This window comes from Streptomyces sp. NPDC060366 (assembly GCF_042725135.1).
Taxonomy (GTDB): domain Bacteria; phylum Actinomycetota; class Actinomycetes; order Streptomycetales; family Streptomycetaceae; genus Streptomyces.
On the sequence record NZ_JBHXDC010000013.1, the window covers coordinates 67,014 to 84,135 of the forward strand.

A 17,122-nucleotide genomic window follows, 5' to 3' on the forward strand; every position below is an offset into this window, starting at 1 on the left:
GGCAGCCCAGATACTACTGAACTTGAATCCGTGATGTCGGGGTCTGTTGGGCGGTGGTGGGGTCGGCTCGCGGCTTCCCCATGACGCGGAAGTACGAGGATGATGTCCGCGTGATTCGAGACCTGCCGCCGTTGCCGTTGCCTCAGTACTCTGTGCTCCGTATCGGCTGCTCACCGATGGTGCCCGCTGAGATCGCCGCCGATCTGCGACAGAGCGGTGTACCGGCGGGGCTGATCGGCTATGAGTACCAACCGCTGGCCGAGGCGGCAGTCCTCGGCGGGATGGACGAGAGCGGGTTGGTCGTCTTCGGGACCAGCGGCCTGTTTGGACACATCGCCATCGAAGTGGCTTCGCGCCGCATCGTGCACATCCCTATGGCCGAGTCTTCGACCACCAATCACGTGAACAGGGACCTCGAAGCTTTCCACCGGTGCGTCGCGGCCACCATCGCCCGCTTCCCGTTCTACGAAGAAGGCGAGGAGGAAGGATTCGACGAGGCGGCGGGCGACCTCCGCGGGCTCCTGGCCGCCCTCGATGACACCGCGCTCGCACACAACGGGCTATGGGAAACGCTGTGTGACGACGTCGCGATGGGTAACTACGCGAACTGGGAGGACTGAAGCACGTCAGCCCTCCAGCATCAGACCCGTGGCCGTCAGGCAGCCGTCGACCAGCTCCGGTCGGTACTGGATCCTTTTGAGGCGACGCTTCACGACTCGGGTGATCTGGCTGAGGTCCACGGCAGCGAGGTTCCCGATGTCGCGTTTGACCAGCGACCAGACGCACTCCTGCGGGTTCAGGTCCGGTGAGTAGGCCGGTAGCTGGAAGACGGTGAGCCAGGCGGTGTTGGCCGCGAAGAACTCCCGTAGCGGCGCGACCAGGTGCATGCGCAGGTTGTCCCACACCAGGACGATCGGGCCGCCGAGCTGGTTGTGGGCACGGACGATCAAGTCGCGGTAGTCCTTCCAGCCGAAACCCTTCGGTTCGTCCTTACGGCCCCGGTACTCACGGACCGCGTAGATCAAACGAGACCGCTCACCGGGCCTGTAGCAGGTCATCCCCGCCATCGAGACCCGACCCGAACCGCGTCCGCGCACGCGGACGACCGGGGTGACGCCCAGGCGGCCCCAGGTCCTGGCACGCGGCGGCGTCATCGACTGGCCGGCCTCGTCCTCGAAGACCACCCAGGCGTTGTTCACCGCCGCGGTGCTCTTACCCGCGGCCAGACCTCCCGCCTCCACAGCTCCACCGCGTCGTCGTCGCGCTCGATCGCCCGCCGGGCGGGCTGCTGCCACGACCAGCCGTGCCGCCTCAGAAGCCGCCACGTACCCTCCACCGTGTACGAGACGTGGAACACACGGCCGATCATCGTCTTCACCCGGGCCAGCGTCCACCGCTGATCGGCCCACCCGTGGGCCAGCGGACCGCACTCCAACTCCCGCTCCAGCCGCGCTATCTGCACGTCTGACAGCCGGGGCCGGCCAGGCCCTCCTCGCGCCACTGGCGCCGTCAGCGTTCCACCGACCGCTCCGAGACCCGCAACGCGGCAGCGATCTCCCGGCTTCTCGCCAGCCTCGAAGCCAGTCACGGCCTGGAGCCGGACCTGCTCACCGACGGCCGCCTGTCCATTCCACTTGAATGCACGCTGCCGAGGAAGGACGTACAGGCCACGGTGAGGATGCGGCCTTTGCGAAGGCGCCCCAGCCCGGACCGGATGCCGCGAGCCCGACCGGTTCACCCCAACTGGCGTGTAACCAACCGGCGTCCGGCTCCGGTGCCGCGAGCGCCGGGGTGTCCTGGGGGCCAGCCGGCGTACGGTCACGCCACGCGGTGGCCGCCGCTCGACCGCAGACATGCCAAGTGGTTGGACAGGCGGATGCGTGGGATGCCAAGGGCGTCGGCCAGGTGGGAGGGGTAGACCGGAGCCTCGCGCAGCACCAACAGGGTCCGGCGCCGGACCGGGTTCCCCGCTCGGCAGGGTTGGATATCGTCTGCCGGTATCGAGAGCCGTAAGAGCCGGCCGGGCCAACAGGGGTGAGCTGATGGGCAGGCCGTCGACCGGCGAGGGGATGCCGCAGGAGTTGGGGCGGCGGCTGGGGTTGTCCGATGCCGTGACGATCGGCCTGGGCTCGATGATCGGCGCGGGGATCTTCGCCGCTCTCGCCCCTGCCGCGCATGCCGCCGGCTCCGGACTGCTGCTCGGCCTGGTCCTGGCCGCGGTGGTGGCGTACTGCAACGCCACCTCCTCGGCCCGGCTCGCGGCCCGCTACCCGGCCTCGGGCGGCACCTACGTGTACGGGCGCGAGCGGCTCGGCGCCTTCTGGGGTTATCTGGCCGGATGGAGTTTCGTCGTCGGCAAGACCGCCTCCTGCGCGGCCATGGCGCTCACCGTCGGCTCGTACGTGTGGCCGGGCCAGGCGCACGCGGTGGCGGTCGCCGCGGTGGTGGCGCTGACCGCGGTGAACTACGCCGGGGTGCAAAAGTCCGCGGTGCTGACCCGCGTGATCGTGGCCGTCGTCCTGGCGGTGCTCGCGGCGGTGGCCGTCGCAGCCTTCACTTCCGGCGCGCCGGACGCGGGCCGGCTGGTCATCGGTGACGACGCACCTTTGGCGGCGTGCTCCAGGCAGCGGGGCTGCTGTTCTTCGCCTTCGCCGGGTACGCGCGTATCGCCACCCTCGGCGAGGAGGTCCGTGATCCGGCCCGCACCATCCCCAGGGCGATCCCGATCGCGCTCGGCATCACGCTCGTCGTCTACGCCGTCATCGCGGTCGCCGCCCTGACGGTCCTGGGACCGAAGGGGCTGGCGGACGCGAGCGCGCCGCTGTCGGACGTGGTCCGGGCCGCGGGGGCCGACTGGCTGGTGCCGGTGGTAAGGGCCGGGGCGACGGTCGCCGCGCTCGGCTCGCTGCTGGCACTGATCCTCGGCGTCTCCCGCACCACGCTCGCGATGGCCCGCGACCGGCACCTGCCGCACGCCCTGGCCGCCGTACACCCGCGCTTCAAGGTGCCCCACCGGGCGGAACTCGCGGTGGGTGCCGTGGTGGCGGCCGTCGCCGCGACGGCCGACGTACGCGGGGCGATCGGCTTCTCGTCCTTCGGAGTGCTGGCCTACTACGCCATCGCCAACGCCTCCGCCTGGACCCTCACCCCGGACGAGGGCCGCCCCGCCCGCATCGTCCCCGCTCTCGGGCTGGCCGGCTGCCTGGTGCTCGCCTTCGCCCTGCCGCTGGAATCGGTCATCTCGGGGACGGCCGTGCTGGCTGTCGGAGCCGCCGCCTTCGCGGTCCGCCGCGCCGTGGCCGCCCACAGGCCGTAGACCCGCACAGCCGCACTCACGTCGTGGTTCGCGTTCGGATCCGTGAGGTGCCGGCCTCGCGGGTCTGTAAGCGCGCCGTCCTTCTTCCTTCTTCCTTCTGCTCCCGTTCCTCCTCTTGTGGATCAGGCCGTCACGGGCGTCGTTGCCGAGGACTTCGCGTGCCACCTCCTTGAGCGCCTTGCGGTCCTGGCCAGGGACTGCCTCCCGGGCTTGGTCGCCCTGTGGGCGCCCCGGGTGCGGCAGTCCCGCGCTATCGCCCGTAGCCCGTCAGCCGCTCAGCCGCTCAGCCGGTCGACCGCGCGGCGGGAGCGGGCCAGGGCCAGTCCGCCGAGGGCCGTGCTGATCAACCCCACCAGCAGGGCCACGAAGGCTCCGCCGCGCCCGTTGCCGGTGCCGATACCGCTGTCGGAGGTGGCCACAACCAGCCCCCCGAGGGTCATGGCGATCAGTCCCGCCACCAGAGCCACGACGGCCCCGAGGCGCCCTGCGCCGGTGCCGAAACGACCGGCGGGGCGGGCCAGAGCCAGCCCCCCGACGACCACGCCGGTCAGCCCCACCAGCGCGGCCACGGTGGCCCCGAGTCGCCCGGCGCTCATGGCGTAAACACCGGCGTCGGCGACCGGTTGGGCCGCGACGTGCACGGCCTCGGACCCGGAAAGCGCAAATCGGACCCACATGAGGTGCTCCTTCGTTCACGACTGGACGTCGCTCAAGCCTGTGGGCTGGTCCCCCTTCGGTCGTCCAGCGGCTGGAGACACTTCCCGCTGCCGCGGACGGCGCTCCTGGCTGAGGCGGATGCCGCAGGCGCCGTGGAACTACCGCGAGCGCGGTAGGCGACCGTTCATCCCCGGGCGGGACTCGCCTGCGCCGGCATCCGGCTACGGTGCGCGCATGAGCACAGGACGGCCCAGTGTCCCGGCCGGTGTCAGAGACTGGGCGATCGCCGGTGGCGTGGCGGCGACGCTGCTGGCCACCGGGATATCCGGGCAGAACTCCGCGACGAGTCCTACCCTGCTCGGCCATGTCCTTCTGGCGGCCGGTGGCCTGGCGTTGGCCGCGCGCCGCCGGGCTCCGGTTCCGGTCCTGGCCGCCACCGGGCTGTGTGCGGTCGGCTATCAGGCGGCCGGTTTCGATGTGCCGGCCGTCGCGTTCCTGTTCGCGGTGTACGCCGCGGTGCGGGCGGGACATCGCACCGTCACAGTGGCGGCGTCCGTGGCGCTGCTGGCTGCTCTGCCCCTCGCAGCCCTGGCGTCGGGTCTGCACGACACCGGCGAGGCATTCGCGCAGGCCCGGGGCGCCCTCGAAATCGCCTGGCTGATCGCGGCCGGCGCCGCGGGAGAAGCACTGCGGCAGGCCGAACGGCGGGCGGAGGAGGCCGAGCGCACCCGGGAGGAGACCGCGCGGCGCCGCGCCGACGAGGAACGGCTGCACATCGCGCGGGAACTGCACGACTCACTCGTCCACCAGATCTCGATCATCAAGGTGCAGTCCGAAGTCGCCGTCCACGTGGCCCGGCGACGCGGCGAGCAGATACCGGAGGCCCTGCTGGCGATCCAACAGGCCGCCCGTGAGGCGACCCGCGAACTGCGAGCGACCCTTGAGGCGCTACGAGACGACGACAAGGCCCCGCCGCATGGTCTCGACGACATCCCGGAACTGGTGGAAAGGGCCCGGAGGACCGGACTTGACGCGACGTTGACGATCGAAGGCCCACGACAGGACATGCCGGCGGCGGTGGACCGGACCATCTACCGGATCGTCCAGGAATCGCTCACCAACATCGCCCGTCACGCCGCAGCGGCTACGGCGTCGATACGGATCGACAACGGTCCGGACACCCTCACCGTACGTATCGACGACAACGGCAGGGCCACCCCCGGCATGGCCCACGTGCCCGGCGTCGGGCTGCTCGGAATGCGTGAGCGCGTCACCGCCCTCGGCGGCCGGCTGCGCGCCGAACCGCGCGGCGAGGGCGGTTTCACCGTCCACGCCGAACTCCCCGTGGACCGCACGTCATGATCCGTGTCCTGCTGGTCGACGACCAGGCGCTCCTACGCAGCGGGTTCCGCGCACTCCTCGACCTTGAGGACGACATCGAGGTGGTGGCCGAAGCCGCCGACGGCCAGGAGGGCTTGGCCCTCGCCAGAGAACACCTGCCCGATGTCGCACTCATCGACATCCAGATGCCCGTGGTCGACGGCATCGAGGCGACCCGGCGCATCGCCGCGGACCCGGCACTGACGAAGGTGCACGTCGTGATCCTGACCAACTACGGCCTGGACGAATACGTCTTCGACGCACTGCGCGCCGGTGCCGCGGGATTCCTCGTCAAGGACATTCTGCCGGAGGACTTCCTGCACGCCGTCCGCGTCGCCGCGCGCGGCGACGCCCTGCTCGCACCGTCGATCACCCGCAAGCTGATCAACCGTTACGTCACCCAGCCCCTCCACACCGACGCCGCCACGGAGTTGGAAGGGCTGACCGGCCGCGAACGCGAGGCAGTCGCTCTGGTCGCGCAGGGACTTTCCAACGGCCAGATCGCCGACCGCATGGTGATCAGCCCGCTGACGGCGAAAACTCACATCAACCGGGCCATGGCCAAGCTCCACGCCCGTGACCGCGCCCAACTCGTCATCCTCGGCTACGAATCCGGACTGGTCACCCCACGCAACCGCTGAAACGGTGCGGGAACCGCTCCGTACCAAGCCCCTCGTAGGAGTCGAGTAACCGCGTGCTCGCGCCGGCGACGTCCGTGCAGACGGCGGTGACCTTGGTGCTCGTGCCACCCCTCAGCGGCTGCACGACCAGGTCGGGCCCGAACGCGGCCGGCGAACCTGAGCGACCTCACCTCGAAGGCCCAGGGCCGTACGACGGGCTGAAAACACAGCGGAGCTGGTCTGCCGGCGCTCGAAGCGCGGTGTCGGACAGCCGTAGCGGGCGGCCCTCATGTGGTCGTAGACGGGCTCTCATGGCGTGAAGGCAGCACCAGCGTCTCCCAGGCGAGACCGGGGGAAGAACTTCTGTGCGTCGGACGACTGCCCGGTAGTCGTCCAGTGATAGGGCTCCGCGCCGCGCATCGCCCGGAGGACCAACTACCTGCCCAGACCCTGACGCTGCCAGTGCTCCGCGATGGAGATCTTCGCGATATGACCCCGGCGGCACCTCGTGCAGACGCTCCAGGACAGCACCGCCGCGTCCCAGCCCGTCCGGTCACACACCCGCAGAACCTGGAAATCCGCGTCACAGGTGGCAGGGTGGTAGAGCCGCAGATGCTTCCGCCACGGATGCCGGCGCAGCGGCCACGTCCACTGGTTGTCCGTCAGCCCCTCGGGCATCCGCTCCTCGAACCGCCGGAACCGAGGCCAGCAGGGATGCGGCGGCCAGGGCCCGTTGGGTGGCGACCATCGAGGGGTCACCGCCCCCCCCACCTCTGCGCGGCCGTCGTCGACCGTCGGGCAAGCCGCCGCGCGGCTGTGGTCGCGGAAGGCTTGCCCAGGTGCCGGACACCCCCGCACTTCCGAGGGCGAGGGTTCATGACGGCGAACACGGCCGTACGGGCCGGGCGCCTCGGCTGGACGTCCTGTTCGCGGCGGACAACGGCGGTGGTGGATTGGACGTGTACGTTCGCGGTGCGCACCGCCTCAGACCGGGCGTCCCCAAGTCAGCTCTATCCGGCCTTCCGTCCAGGCCGGCAGGCGCTTGGCAAGTCTCCCCAGCGATGGCCCTCGCACGTGATGCCAGTGCACTGAGATCGGTGTTCCGAACCACATCCTGAAAGCGCTCGCGAGAGCCGGCCCGGTACCGGTCCACTGCGCGTCCGCTGAGATATCGGGTGCCGGTAGCTCGTGAAGCGGGTACACACACAGCGCCCGACGGTCCCTGATCGGCCCGGGCAGAACCGCGACCGCACGGACCTCCTCCCACCTCAGGCGAGTAGAGGGCCCACGTCCGTACGACTCGTGGTACTCGACTCCGTTGGCGTCGAAAGACACCGCCGGGTCAGCCTTGCGGCTCGGCGACGGCCCGCCCAAGTACGCAACGACGGTGCTCACCAGGGGGTTTCTCGGTCGATAGAACAACTCGTCGCCCACCGCGCAACTCCTTCGCAAGGTCGCCCGTCGAGTCTAGGCTGCCCGGCCCGAGATCGCCGCCTGCTCGGCGTCGACTCCGACAGCACCCCCGCCATAACCCTCACCTCCACCACATCCTGCCCGTCTCCCTCGACATGCCTGGCAAGGTCGCCGACTTCCTCGGCGCCCGCGGGCGAGGCGGTGACGCGCAGCGTGTAGCCATGGCCGCGCCGTACCGTCACGCCGTGGCCGAGCGCGGCCCGCTCGGCGTCGTCCAGCTCGGTGGGGTCCACCGCCAACTCCTCGCCTGCCAGCCCCTCGACGGCACCCAAGACGCCCCGACCATCCCGGCACAGCGCAAGGCCCGCGGCGAGTACGAGAACCGTGTCAATGCCCATCAGGTGCTACAGCCGGACCTCGGCACGCCCAGACGTCCGTCAATACGTGTGGAAGTTGGCCGGTTCCCCGGTCGCAGAGCGCGGCGAGTGTCGCGAAGCGCACCGCCTTGGCGCGGCCGTTCTTGAGTACCGCCAGGTTGGCGGGCGTGATCCCCTCGCGGGCCTGCTGGGGCCGGGCATCGCGGGAAGCACGCTCTTCCCGTGCTGGTCCACACCACGCAGTGCTGGAACTCCTTCTTCATGCAGGCGATCACCCAAGAGCAGGCGGTCGAGGCGCTCACGCGCGGCGGGGTGCCGCCCTGTGCACGATGCCGAGCCGGACAAGGCACTCGGTGCGCTGGACTGAGACCGCTGTGCGGAGCGGGGCTTACCTCCGGCGGTCGTCTTCATAGCCTTCTTGGTCGGGGCCTTCTTCGCCGGTTGTCACTGTGACGTTTGAGGACGCCGTCTCGCTTGGTTGGGGGAGGGAATGAAATGGGTTCCCTGCCGGGTGTCCGCGTGAGGCTCTCGGAAGCGAAGGAATATTGGGGGCTGCGGTGGGTCCGGGTGGGGAACGAAGACGTCTCTTGTCGGCCGGTGAGATGCGCGTGGGGGTGGCTGAGTTCATACGGAGGGTCACGGTGCGGAACCGGTTGCCTCTGGACTACTCCGTGGCGAGCCTGCGTGTGGTGGACCGGATCACCGATGGGCTCCGCGGCGCCGGGCCGGAGCAGGGGAGCGTGGCGCGCGAGCTGTTCTGGCTCGGGGCGTACGCGGGCGAGGTGTTCGTAAGGCGGGCCGGTGCGGAGTGGGTGGATTTCGACAGGGGGCAGCGGGAGCTCTTCGGCCAAGTGGTGGGAGTTCGGATGCCCGACGGCCGGGTGTGGAATCCGATTGGAAAGGTGGCCAAACGGTTTGCGGCCGGGCCGGAGGAATCCGTGCAGCAGATGTACTTCCTGCTGCACGGCCGCGTACCGATGAAGGCCGCGCGATGAGTCGGTCTTCAGGGTCGTGATGGCCGGTGAAGCGAAAGTTGCGCATGCTGTGACATTTCTGTGCGCCACGGCGCTGTGAGGAGGGGGAAAGAACGCTGGGCGACCGAAGAGGCATGTGTGGGTAGGGGTGGGGATCAGCGTCGTACGCATGCGTCAGACGTGGAGCTCGGGATTGCTGTGTCGCTTGCTCAGCAGGGGGATGAGGACGCCTTCGCGGCGGCGTACCGGCTCGTGCATCCAGGACTCCTCGGATACCTGCGCGGGCTGGTCGGGAACGACGCGGAGGATGTCGCCTCGGACGCCTGGCTGGAGATCGCCCGGGACCTGAGGCGTTTTCGGGGCGACGGCGCGGGATTTCGCGGCTGGACAGCGACCATCGCGCGAAACCGGGCGCTGGACCACCTTCGTAAGCAGAAGCGAAGACCCCAGATCGCGCTTATCGAGCAGGATGTGCTGGAACTGCCGGGGCGGGCGGACACGGTGGACGCGGTGCTGGAGTCGATGTCGACGCGGTGGGCGCTGGGACAGATCGCCGGGCTGCCGCCGGACCAGGCGGAAGCGGTGCTGTTACGGGTGGTGGTGGGGCTGGACGGACCTTCCACGGCACGGGTGTTGGGCAAGCGGTCGGGCGCCGTGCGCACGGCCGCCCATCGGGGGCTGAAGCGGCTGGCCGAGCAGTTGACCTCGGGGAGCCCGGCAGAGAACGTGGCGACCGCCGCGTCGGGCACGCTGAAGGACGAGACATGAAACGCAAGGCGGAAGCGACGGACGCGACACTCGTCACGCCCGAGATCGAGGCGCTCGCGGATGCTGTTCGGGGCAACGTCGAGCCAGGGGGGGTCGAGAGGGCGCTCACGGCATTCCGAGAAGCCACCGTCGCAGGCCGAGGCGTCGCGACGCGGCGTCGCCGAAGGCGCGACGACTGGCGCCCGGCCCGGCGCCGATTCGCGGCCTTTGTCTCTTTGAAGGCGGCGCTCGGGGCAGCCCTCGCCACCGCTACGCTCGGCGGGCTGGCACTGGCGGCCGTTCCCGACGTGTTCCCAGATCCGTCCCGTCCCGCCGAAGGCCCTGCCGAGAGCACCGCGTCTCGGCCAGGTGTGGATGCCCCGCGTACCCCTGGCACCACACCCGGCGCGACAGGCCGGAGCACCCCGTCACCGAAGCCCTCGGCCTCAGCTTCGGCGCAGGATCCGGTACCCCGGAGTCAAGTGGCGCTGTGCCACGCGTGGAGCAGGGGCAACGGCAAGCACCGGGGTACGGCGTTCCAGCAACTGGCGGACGCCGCAGGCGGAGAGGGCGCCGTTGACGCCTACTGCGCCACGTTGTCCGATACGGACGAGCACGTTCCTTCGGCGCCCAAGAAGCCGGCCAAGACAGCCGCGCCGGGGCAGTCGAACAGTCCCCCGGCGGCCTCTCCCTCGCGAGGCAGGAGTTCGGAGAACGCTCAGGGCACCGGTAAACAGACGTCGTAGCCTGTCTCAAGGGACGCGGGGGAGGCGGCGGGGCGCCGAGAGCTATGACTGATCTGGAGATGTACGGCCCGGGGCATGGAGTGGGGGATCGACCCATGGGGTGACCGGGCCTGAGCACAACGCGCCTATTGGCTGACAACGTTGAACGGATAGGGCTCCCGGCGGTTCTCGCTGGGTGCGACGTCAGGGCCGCTTCATTGACGGATCGATGGTCGCCGGCGGCTCTGTGCGACGGACCGCCCCGCCGGCATCCTGCTGAATGCCCGGAAGCCGACGCTCATACGACAGGACGTGGTACGGATGGCAAGCGAAGAATGGGCTGCCATCAAACAGCAATTCCCCCGCGGGTCGACGGTGCGCGGCACGGTGGACGAGGTCGCTTCCTTCGGGATCTTCATTTCGGTCGAGGGTGTGCAACTGAGCTGCGCCTTCGCGGACGTGGCGGGAATGCGTCACGGCGATGACGGCTACACGGTGATCTGGCCCGAGTTGGGTGAGGCGGTCACCGGAGTCGTGGTCGAGCACACAGAACACAACCATCAGCTCAAGCTCCACCTGAGCTGACCTGATCGAACCTGATCCGATCGGGTCGGGTCGGGGACCGAGAGAACAGGAGGGCTTCCCCACCCGTATCGCAGGACCTCCGCGTCGCCCAACGCGTCAGTCTTTATGAGGGCGACCCGAAGCGGATGTATCTCGTGCCTGGTTTGTCCCCGGGATGCTACGGCTCTCGGCCACCACGGCGCGGGTGACCTGGAACTGCAACTGCGTACCCGATCCGTGGGACATCAGCACGACCTACGACTACACCGAGCTCGGCCGGCAGTAGGCTCGCACGCTGACCTCGGCGGGCGGCTCCTGGGACCGCACCATGGCGTGGTCGTACTACCCCGACGGCAAACTCAAGTCCAAGTCCGACGACGGTGTGCCGGTCGGCAAGTCGGTCGTTCTGGTCGACAACTCCGACACCCAGCACACCTCCACCACCGGCACATGGGCGACGGGAGACCTCACCGGCCAGCAGGGCTACAACCACCGTACGCACGCGGCGGGCACCGGCACGGACGCTTTCACCTGGACGCTGAACATCCCCAAGGACGGCACGTACACGGCGTACGTGAAGTACCCGAAGGTGACCGGCGCCGCGACCACCGCCAAGTACACCCTCACGCACGGCACGACGACCGAGCCTTCGGCGACGAAGGACCAGACGGCGAACACCGGCACCTGGGTCAGCCTGGGCGACCACACCCTCAAGCAGGGCGAGGACAGCAAGCTCAGGCTCGACCAGAACAGCGGGGGAGCGGTCGTCGCGGACGCGGTCAAGCTGGTGCGCGGCACCAGCGGTGAGACCGACAGCGAGAAGAACGCCTTCGCCTACGCCTACGACGTCAACGGCAACCTCACCTCGATCGACGACACCTCGTCCGGCGCGAAGATCGACGCCTACACGTTGGCCTACACGGGCCTGAACCAGGTCGCGAAGGTGACCGAGGCGCTGGCCGGCGCGGAGAAGAAGACCACGTCGTACACGTACGACGTCAACGGCCGGTCGGAGACGGTCACCCACCCCGACCAGTTCTCCAAGTACACCTACGACCTGAGGGAGCAGGTCAAGACGGTGTCGGTTGGCAAGACCGCGGCCGATGTCTCCCCGAAGGTGAGCTCGTACACGTACACCGACCGAGGCCAGAAGCTCCAGGAGACCAAGGCCAACAAGAACATGGTCGACTCCACCTACTACCTGAACGGCGCCCTGAAGTCGACGACGGAGAAGAAGGGCTCCGGCACTCTCGTCTCCTCACACACCTACGCCTACGACGCCAACGGCAACAAGGCACAGGACGTGGCGAAGAAGATGAACGCCGACAACCACGCGGCGTACCTCGAATCCACCACGGACTACACCTACGACCCGGCCGACCGGCTCGCCAAGTCGGTCAAGACGGGTACGGGCGCGGGCACCGACACCTATGTCCACGATGACAACGCCAATGTCATCAGCCAGTCGGTCAAGGGCGTTTCCACGACCTTCGGCTACGACCGCAACCGGCTGCTGACCGCCAACTCGGCCGGCTCGACCGCCAACTACACCTACGACCCGTTCGGCCGCCAGGAGTCGGTCACCGCGGGTGGGAAGGTCATTGAGCGCTGTGTCTACGACGGATTCGACCACATCGTGGAGTCCCAGAAGGCGGACGATACAGGTGCGTTGAAGACGACGAAGTCGCCGGGGAACTCACCAAGTCCTACCAGTACAGCCCGTGGGGCGAGCGTCTCTCCCAGGTCAAGCACAACTCCGACGGGACCAGCGAGGACGGCTTCTACGGCTACAACTCGCACACAGACGTCGAGACCCTGACCGACAAGGACGGCGACACCAAGTCGACCTACGGCTACACCGCATACGGCTCCGACGACAAGGACGAGTTCACCGGCATCGACAAGCCGGAAGTCGCCGACACGACCAAGGAGGCGTACAACCCCTACCGCTTCAACGCCAAGCGCTGGGACGCGCAGTCCGGCACCTACGACATGGGATTCCGGGACTATGGGCTCAACCGGTTCACCAGCCGGGACATGTACAACGGTGCCCTTGAGGACATGAACCTCGGCAACGACCCGTACACCAGCAACCGCTACGCCTTCGGCGGCGGTAACCCCGTCGGCTCCGTAGAACTCGACGGGCACCGGCCGGCGGAGTGACACCTCGCTACCGGGGCGGCCGGACGGTACCGACCGGATTCGCCGTCTACGCGCAGGGGACCAACCCGCACGGCAGCGCCGGTATCACCGTCGACACGTTCATCTCCAACACCCCGGCCGGTCGTAACCTCGGCATGTTCAGTTCCCCGGGCACGGGCCGGCAGGTGCCGACGGGGTGGGCAGGCATCCCGCGCTGTTCCTCAGCGGGAGCGAGGAAGAACGCCTCCTGGAGCAGGGGATCGACCCGTGGGCCGGATGACCGGCCGTCGGTCCACCGGGCCGACCGACTGACGAAGTCGGTCCACACCGTGCCGGCAGCAGGCGAAGCTGGGAGCCGTCGCTGAGGGTCCTACACACAGACCCATGACGTGGCTCACCTGCGACAGTGGTTACGCGGCATCCGCACCGGCGTGAGGGGCAAGGATGACTCAGGGGCCGATGGACCTGATCCGCCTGGCTGGCGAAGGCAATAGCGTCGTCCTTCGGATCACGGGACGGAAGACCCACCGGGGGCGCGCACGACGGCAGTTCTCACGGGCGAGTTCGTGGCCGACACGCCCTTCGTCAGCGCGACGATGCAGCCCCGGTCTCCGTGTGTTGTCGCGGAGACCGGGGTGCGAAGGCCAACATCCTTTCTCGGTGACCGGATCCGGCCCTGCGGCTGTTCGAGGTGAGTCCGGTGTTAAGGCGTCAGTACCTGGCCGATGCGAATGCCCGCGGGTGCGCCCAGGGCCGTGGTGCCGTAGAAGATGCCGGAGCTGGTCACGATGCCGCTGGTACTGCTGTTGTCCAACTGCAGGATTGTGCCGTTGTTGGCGTCCTCGCCGTCGGCGCCGATGGCCAGATCGGCCCGGCTGTAGCCCGACAGGTCGGTGAGCGAGACGGACGAGCCGAGGCGGTCGTTGGACTCGGTGGTACCCGGCACACCCGCGGTGTCCTGGTGGTACGCGGCCGAGCCGGTGGCGGTCGGGCCTGTGGACGAACCGCGCAGCAGGATGACCTGTCCTGCGTTGGTCTGGGCGACACCGCTTCGGGTGATGTCCTCACCCGGCAGGCCGGCGAGGACGTCGTCGTACCCGTCGAGGTTGACGTCACCCACGGAGACGGAGGCGCCCATGTCGTCGCCGGTCTCGCCGGTGTCCGGGACGCCGGTGGTGTCCTGGCCGAACGTCTTGCGTCCGGTCGAGGTCAGTCCCGTCGCCGATCCGAGGACGGCCGTGACCGCGCCGCCCTTGAGGGTGTGCCCGGACTCCGTGGTGCTCGGCTGGCCGACCGCGAGGTCGGTGTAGCCGTCGCCGTTGAGGTCGCCCGCCGCGAGCGAACGGCCGCCTCGCGCCTCCAGGACACCGACGCGCTGGAGCCCGGTCGCGGAGCCCTTGAGCCACAGCAGTCGGCCGACACCGCCCGGATCGCGGAAGCCGACGGCGGCGTCCGCGTATCCGTCCTTGTTGAAGTCGCCGCTGACGGCTGAGGTGTAGCTCGTGGCGGCGGTGTACGCCGTCGAGTTCAGGTAACCGGACTTGGCCGCACCGGACTTGCCGTCCCAGGCCCACCAGCGGCCCGGCTTGCCCGGAGCAACGGAGAGAATGTCCGCGTTGCCGTCGGCGTTGAAGTCACCGGAGGTGACGGTGGCGCCGAGCTTCTCGCCGGCGGCCCGGGTGGTCGCGTTGGTCCAGTACCCCGTGCCGCTGTTCAGGCCGGGGCCGTGGAGCACCGCCACCACGCCGGTGTCGGTCTGCCCGGTGGTGCCGTTCTCACCGGGCGAGCCGACGATCAGGTCGGCGTATCCGTCGCCGTTGACATCGCCCCAGGCGTTGGCGGAGCCGAAGAGGTCGCCGGCCTCGGAGGTCCCGGGGACGCCGGGGCTGCTCTGGTTGATGGTCTTCCGCGCCGCGGAGCTCGGTCCGTCGGTGGTACCCGGCAGGACCGTGACGCTTCCGTCGCTGCTCGCGACCCGGGGCAGCCCGGCCACCAGATCGTTGATGCCGTCCCTGTTGAAGTCGGCACTAGGGATGGCGGAGTTACGGCCGGGGCCGGCGGCGAAATCGCGGATCGCGGGGAGCTTCGCGTAGAGGTTCTTGCCCGGGCACGCGGTGGCGAACGCGTCGCGGTGGCCGGAGATCACGCTCATCGTGGCCTGCTGGCCCTCGGTGTACTTGCCCGTGTCGCCCTGGGCGACGAGAGTCACGGAGCCCTTCGGGTTGCCGCCGTACTGGCCCAGCTTCCAGGCGGCGACACGGGCGGCGGACTGCTGCGCGGCGGTGGTCGGCCGCCCGGCGGCCTTGCCGGTGGCGGCGTCGCCCTCGAAGTCACCGAGCAGCGCGATGCCGGTGGAGTAGCTGTTGAAGCCGTACGTGTGCGCGCCCTTGACCGGCAGGTCGGCGCCGCCGCCGCGGCCCTCGAAGATCCGGCCGCACTTGTCGACCAGGAAGTTGTAGCCGAGGTCGTTCCAGCCCTCCGTCTTGACGTGGTACGTCATGATGCCGCGGACCAGAGCGGCCGATTCGGCGCAGCTGTAGTTGTTCGAGCCGACGGTGTGGTGGATGTAGACCGCCTGAACCTTGTCGATGTACTCCGCCGGGTCGGCGACCATCGTCTCGTCCGCGCCCCACTGCGCGCGGTCGATGATCGGCGGGCGCTTCACGGTCGACGGCGGCGCTGTCGGCTTGGTGGGCGTCGGGCTCGGACCGGGCGTCGCGGTGTCCGTCGGAGTGGGGCTCTCCGTCGGGACATCCGTCGGCGTGGCCGACTCCGTCGAGGCCGGGTCGCCGGTCGCCGTGACGCTCTCGGCCGGGGTGGCACCGCCCGTCGGCGTAACCGGGTCGCCCGGCAACGTGGTGTCGCTCGGCGCCGGGGTCGCGGTCTCCTCCACCGCGAACGCGGCGTTGTCCAGGACCGGGTCGGCCGGGTTCTTGGCCTCGGTCGCGCTCACTCCAGGGTCGACCATGTGCAGCTTCAGGTTCTTGGGCAGCCCCTTGTCCGACTCCACCCGTACCTGCACCGCGGTGGACGGCCCGACCCACAGCGGCTCGGAGGCGCCACGCGCCCTGCCCTCCGGCTCGTCCGGTCCGTGCGAGTCCAGCTCCAGCGACTGCCAGCCGGACCACTTGCCGGACCTCGCCTCCCGGGTACGCACCTGAGCCGTGCCGTCGATCTCGGCCGTGGCGCCGTCCCAGCCGATGCCCACGAGAGAGAACGGCTCCGTGCTGGTGCTCGGCAGCTCCCTTTCCCTGGCCCCACCCTTGGACAGTTGGACCGTGTGAACCTTCGCCGACCGCTTCTCGGCGCCGGCCTTGCCCGGGTTCTCCGGCGGATCGGCCATGGCGACGGTGACCACTCCGGCGCCCCCCAGAACGACGACGCCGAGGGTCAGCCACACCCGGCGCTTCATGCTCAGACTTCGGTACGCGTGCGACGTACGCGGGCTCAAATGCCCCACCCCTCAGTAGTTCACGTGCGGCGCACCCGTCTCATGGGCGGCCCGTCGTACCCAGCGCACCCCACCCTCGAAACGTCACATGCCCACGGATCCGGAGTCACCCGTATCGTCCACCCGGCCGGACAGAGACCCTCCTTCTCACTTTGAGCGAATTGGACCGGGAGCGGCTGTCACCGGCGGCTCGTGAAACGCTGGCCGAGTTCTTGAGGTGAGAATCCCTGACGAACACCGACCAGACCGGGCTCGGGAATCTGCGTCGTGTCGATACGGTCCACGCCGTGTCCGACGCCGCGTGTTCCCGCCGGCTCTCCCGCGATGTCCTGGCCACCGATACGGGCCGCGCCAGCGCTCCGGGCATCGACGGTTCCGCGCGATGCTCCGCGGGCTCTTGGCTGTCTGCTCCCCGGCGGCGACGACATCGGCCAGGTCCACTCTGGAGGTTGTGCCCCATCCCTTGCCGAAGAAGGCGCCGCTCGACTTGACCGTCCGACCCTCGGTCATCGCCAGGTACGGCCCGAGGCTGCGAGCTTCACCTGGGCAGTGCGCAAGGCATCGGCTCTTTCTGGATCTTCGCGCAGACGACCGGTGAGGCGGTCCGCACCGTGGACGTTGTCGCCGACATGCCCCGGCTGTTGACGCCGTAGGCGACATCGAACCTTCGCGGACTTTCCGTCGGCCCATGGGGACGTACGCCCTTGTCATACAGGGCGTGGGCCACGGCGTGAAGGAGTGACGGCGGGAGCGCGA

The 17,122-nt window shown here is 69.3% G+C and carries 12 protein-coding genes and 5 pseudogenes; 9 read left to right on the forward strand and 8 right to left on the reverse strand.

The genetic code is table 11. The features are described 5' to 3' along the window. The first annotated feature begins 110 nt into the window (after window positions 1-110). The gene (locus ACFWHU_RS27590; protein WP_387228028.1) at window positions 111-620 is read left to right on the forward strand and encodes an SUKH-4 family immunity protein; all 510 of its coding nucleotides are present in this window, start codon (window positions 111-113) and stop codon (window positions 618-620) included. Between the two features lie 6 nt (window positions 621-626). On the opposite strand, the gene ACFWHU_RS27595 is transcribed toward ACFWHU_RS27590, so the two are convergent. The 3 genes and pseudogenes from ACFWHU_RS27595 to ACFWHU_RS27605 all read right to left on the reverse strand — a co-directional run. Then, window positions 627-1,154 (reverse strand): transposase, encoded by a 528-nt coding sequence (locus ACFWHU_RS27595; protein WP_385799346.1) that lies wholly within the window; start codon window positions 1,152-1,154, stop codon window positions 627-629. 41 nt (window positions 1,155-1,195) lie between these two features. After that, window positions 1,196-1,462, reverse strand: coding sequence for a winged helix-turn-helix domain-containing protein (locus ACFWHU_RS27600; protein WP_387228030.1), 267 nt, complete (start codon window positions 1,460-1,462; stop codon window positions 1,196-1,198). A gap of 374 nt (window positions 1,463-1,836) precedes the next feature. After that, window positions 1,837-2,001, reverse strand: a pseudogene (locus tag ACFWHU_RS27605) (ArsR family transcriptional regulator); the annotation flags it as partial. A gap of 41 nt (window positions 2,002-2,042) precedes the next feature. On the opposite strand from ACFWHU_RS27605, the pseudogene ACFWHU_RS27610 reads away from it, so the two are divergent. After that, window positions 2,043-3,316: pseudogene (locus ACFWHU_RS27610) on the forward strand (APC family permease). A gap of 275 nt (window positions 3,317-3,591) precedes the next feature. Here ACFWHU_RS27610 and ACFWHU_RS27615 read toward each other — a convergent pair. Further along, a complete protein-coding gene (locus tag ACFWHU_RS27615; RefSeq protein ID WP_387228032.1) occupies window positions 3,592-3,993 on the reverse strand; it encodes a DUF6223 family protein in 402 nt (133 codons plus the stop codon). A 214-nt stretch (window positions 3,994-4,207) separates the two neighbouring features. Between ACFWHU_RS27615 and ACFWHU_RS27620 the strand changes: the two genes are divergently transcribed. Beyond that, a complete protein-coding gene (locus tag ACFWHU_RS27620; RefSeq protein WP_387228034.1) occupies window positions 4,208-5,335 on the forward strand; it encodes a sensor histidine kinase in 1,128 nt (375 codons plus the stop codon). Then, window positions 5,332-5,994: a response regulator gene (locus ACFWHU_RS27625; RefSeq protein WP_387228036.1), complete on the forward strand. Its 663-nt coding sequence runs from the start codon at window positions 5,332-5,334 to the stop codon at window positions 5,992-5,994. Before ACFWHU_RS27620 ends, ACFWHU_RS27625 begins: the two co-directional genes overlap by 4 nt. A 414-nt stretch (window positions 5,995-6,408) precedes the next feature. On the opposite strand, the gene ACFWHU_RS27630 is transcribed toward ACFWHU_RS27625, so the two are convergent. The 3 genes and pseudogenes from ACFWHU_RS27630 to ACFWHU_RS27640 form a co-directional block, all read right to left on the reverse strand. Further along, entirely contained in the window at window positions 6,409-6,651 is a 243-nt protein-coding gene (locus ACFWHU_RS27630) for a hypothetical protein (protein WP_387228038.1), read from the reverse strand. Window positions 6,652-7,364: 713 nt separating this feature from the next. Further along, window positions 7,365-7,784, reverse strand: a complete 420-nt coding sequence (locus ACFWHU_RS27635; protein WP_387228040.1) for a hypothetical protein — start codon at window positions 7,782-7,784, stop codon at window positions 7,365-7,367. After that, window positions 7,774-7,944 (reverse strand): annotated as a pseudogene (locus ACFWHU_RS27640) (helix-turn-helix domain-containing protein); the annotation flags it as partial. The pseudogene ACFWHU_RS27640 and the gene ACFWHU_RS27635, both read right to left, overlap by 11 nt. A 32-nt stretch (window positions 7,945-7,976) precedes the next feature. Between ACFWHU_RS27640 and ACFWHU_RS27645 the strand changes: the two are divergent. The 5 genes and pseudogenes from ACFWHU_RS27645 to ACFWHU_RS27665 all read left to right on the forward strand — a co-directional run. After that, window positions 7,977-8,216 (forward strand): annotated as a pseudogene (locus ACFWHU_RS27645) (DUF6233 domain-containing protein); the annotation flags it as partial. 236 nt (window positions 8,217-8,452) lie between these two features. Further along, on the forward strand, window positions 8,453-8,758 hold the full coding sequence (locus ACFWHU_RS27650; RefSeq protein WP_387228042.1) for a hypothetical protein: 306 nt from the start codon (window positions 8,453-8,455) through the stop codon (window positions 8,756-8,758). A 117-nt stretch (window positions 8,759-8,875) separates the two neighbouring features. After that, a complete protein-coding gene (locus ACFWHU_RS27655; RefSeq protein WP_387228044.1) occupies window positions 8,876-9,505 on the forward strand; it encodes an RNA polymerase sigma factor in 630 nt (209 codons plus the stop codon). A 1,025-nt stretch (window positions 9,506-10,530) separates the two neighbouring features. Further along, window positions 10,531-10,794, forward strand: a complete 264-nt coding sequence (locus ACFWHU_RS27660; RefSeq protein ID WP_385799305.1) for a hypothetical protein — start codon at window positions 10,531-10,533, stop codon at window positions 10,792-10,794. Window positions 10,795-11,005: 211 nt separating this feature from the next. Next, window positions 11,006-12,921 (forward strand): annotated as a pseudogene (locus ACFWHU_RS27665) (RHS repeat-associated core domain-containing protein); the annotation flags it as partial. 697 nt (window positions 12,922-13,618) lie between these two features. Here the strand turns inward: ACFWHU_RS27665 and ACFWHU_RS27670 are convergent. Continuing rightward, window positions 13,619-16,327 carry an FG-GAP-like repeat-containing protein gene (locus ACFWHU_RS27670; RefSeq protein WP_387228046.1) on the reverse strand — a complete coding sequence of 903 codons (2,709 nt, stop codon included), beginning with the start codon at window positions 16,325-16,327 and terminating at the stop codon, window positions 13,619-13,621. Window positions 16,328-17,122: the final 795 nt, after the last annotated feature.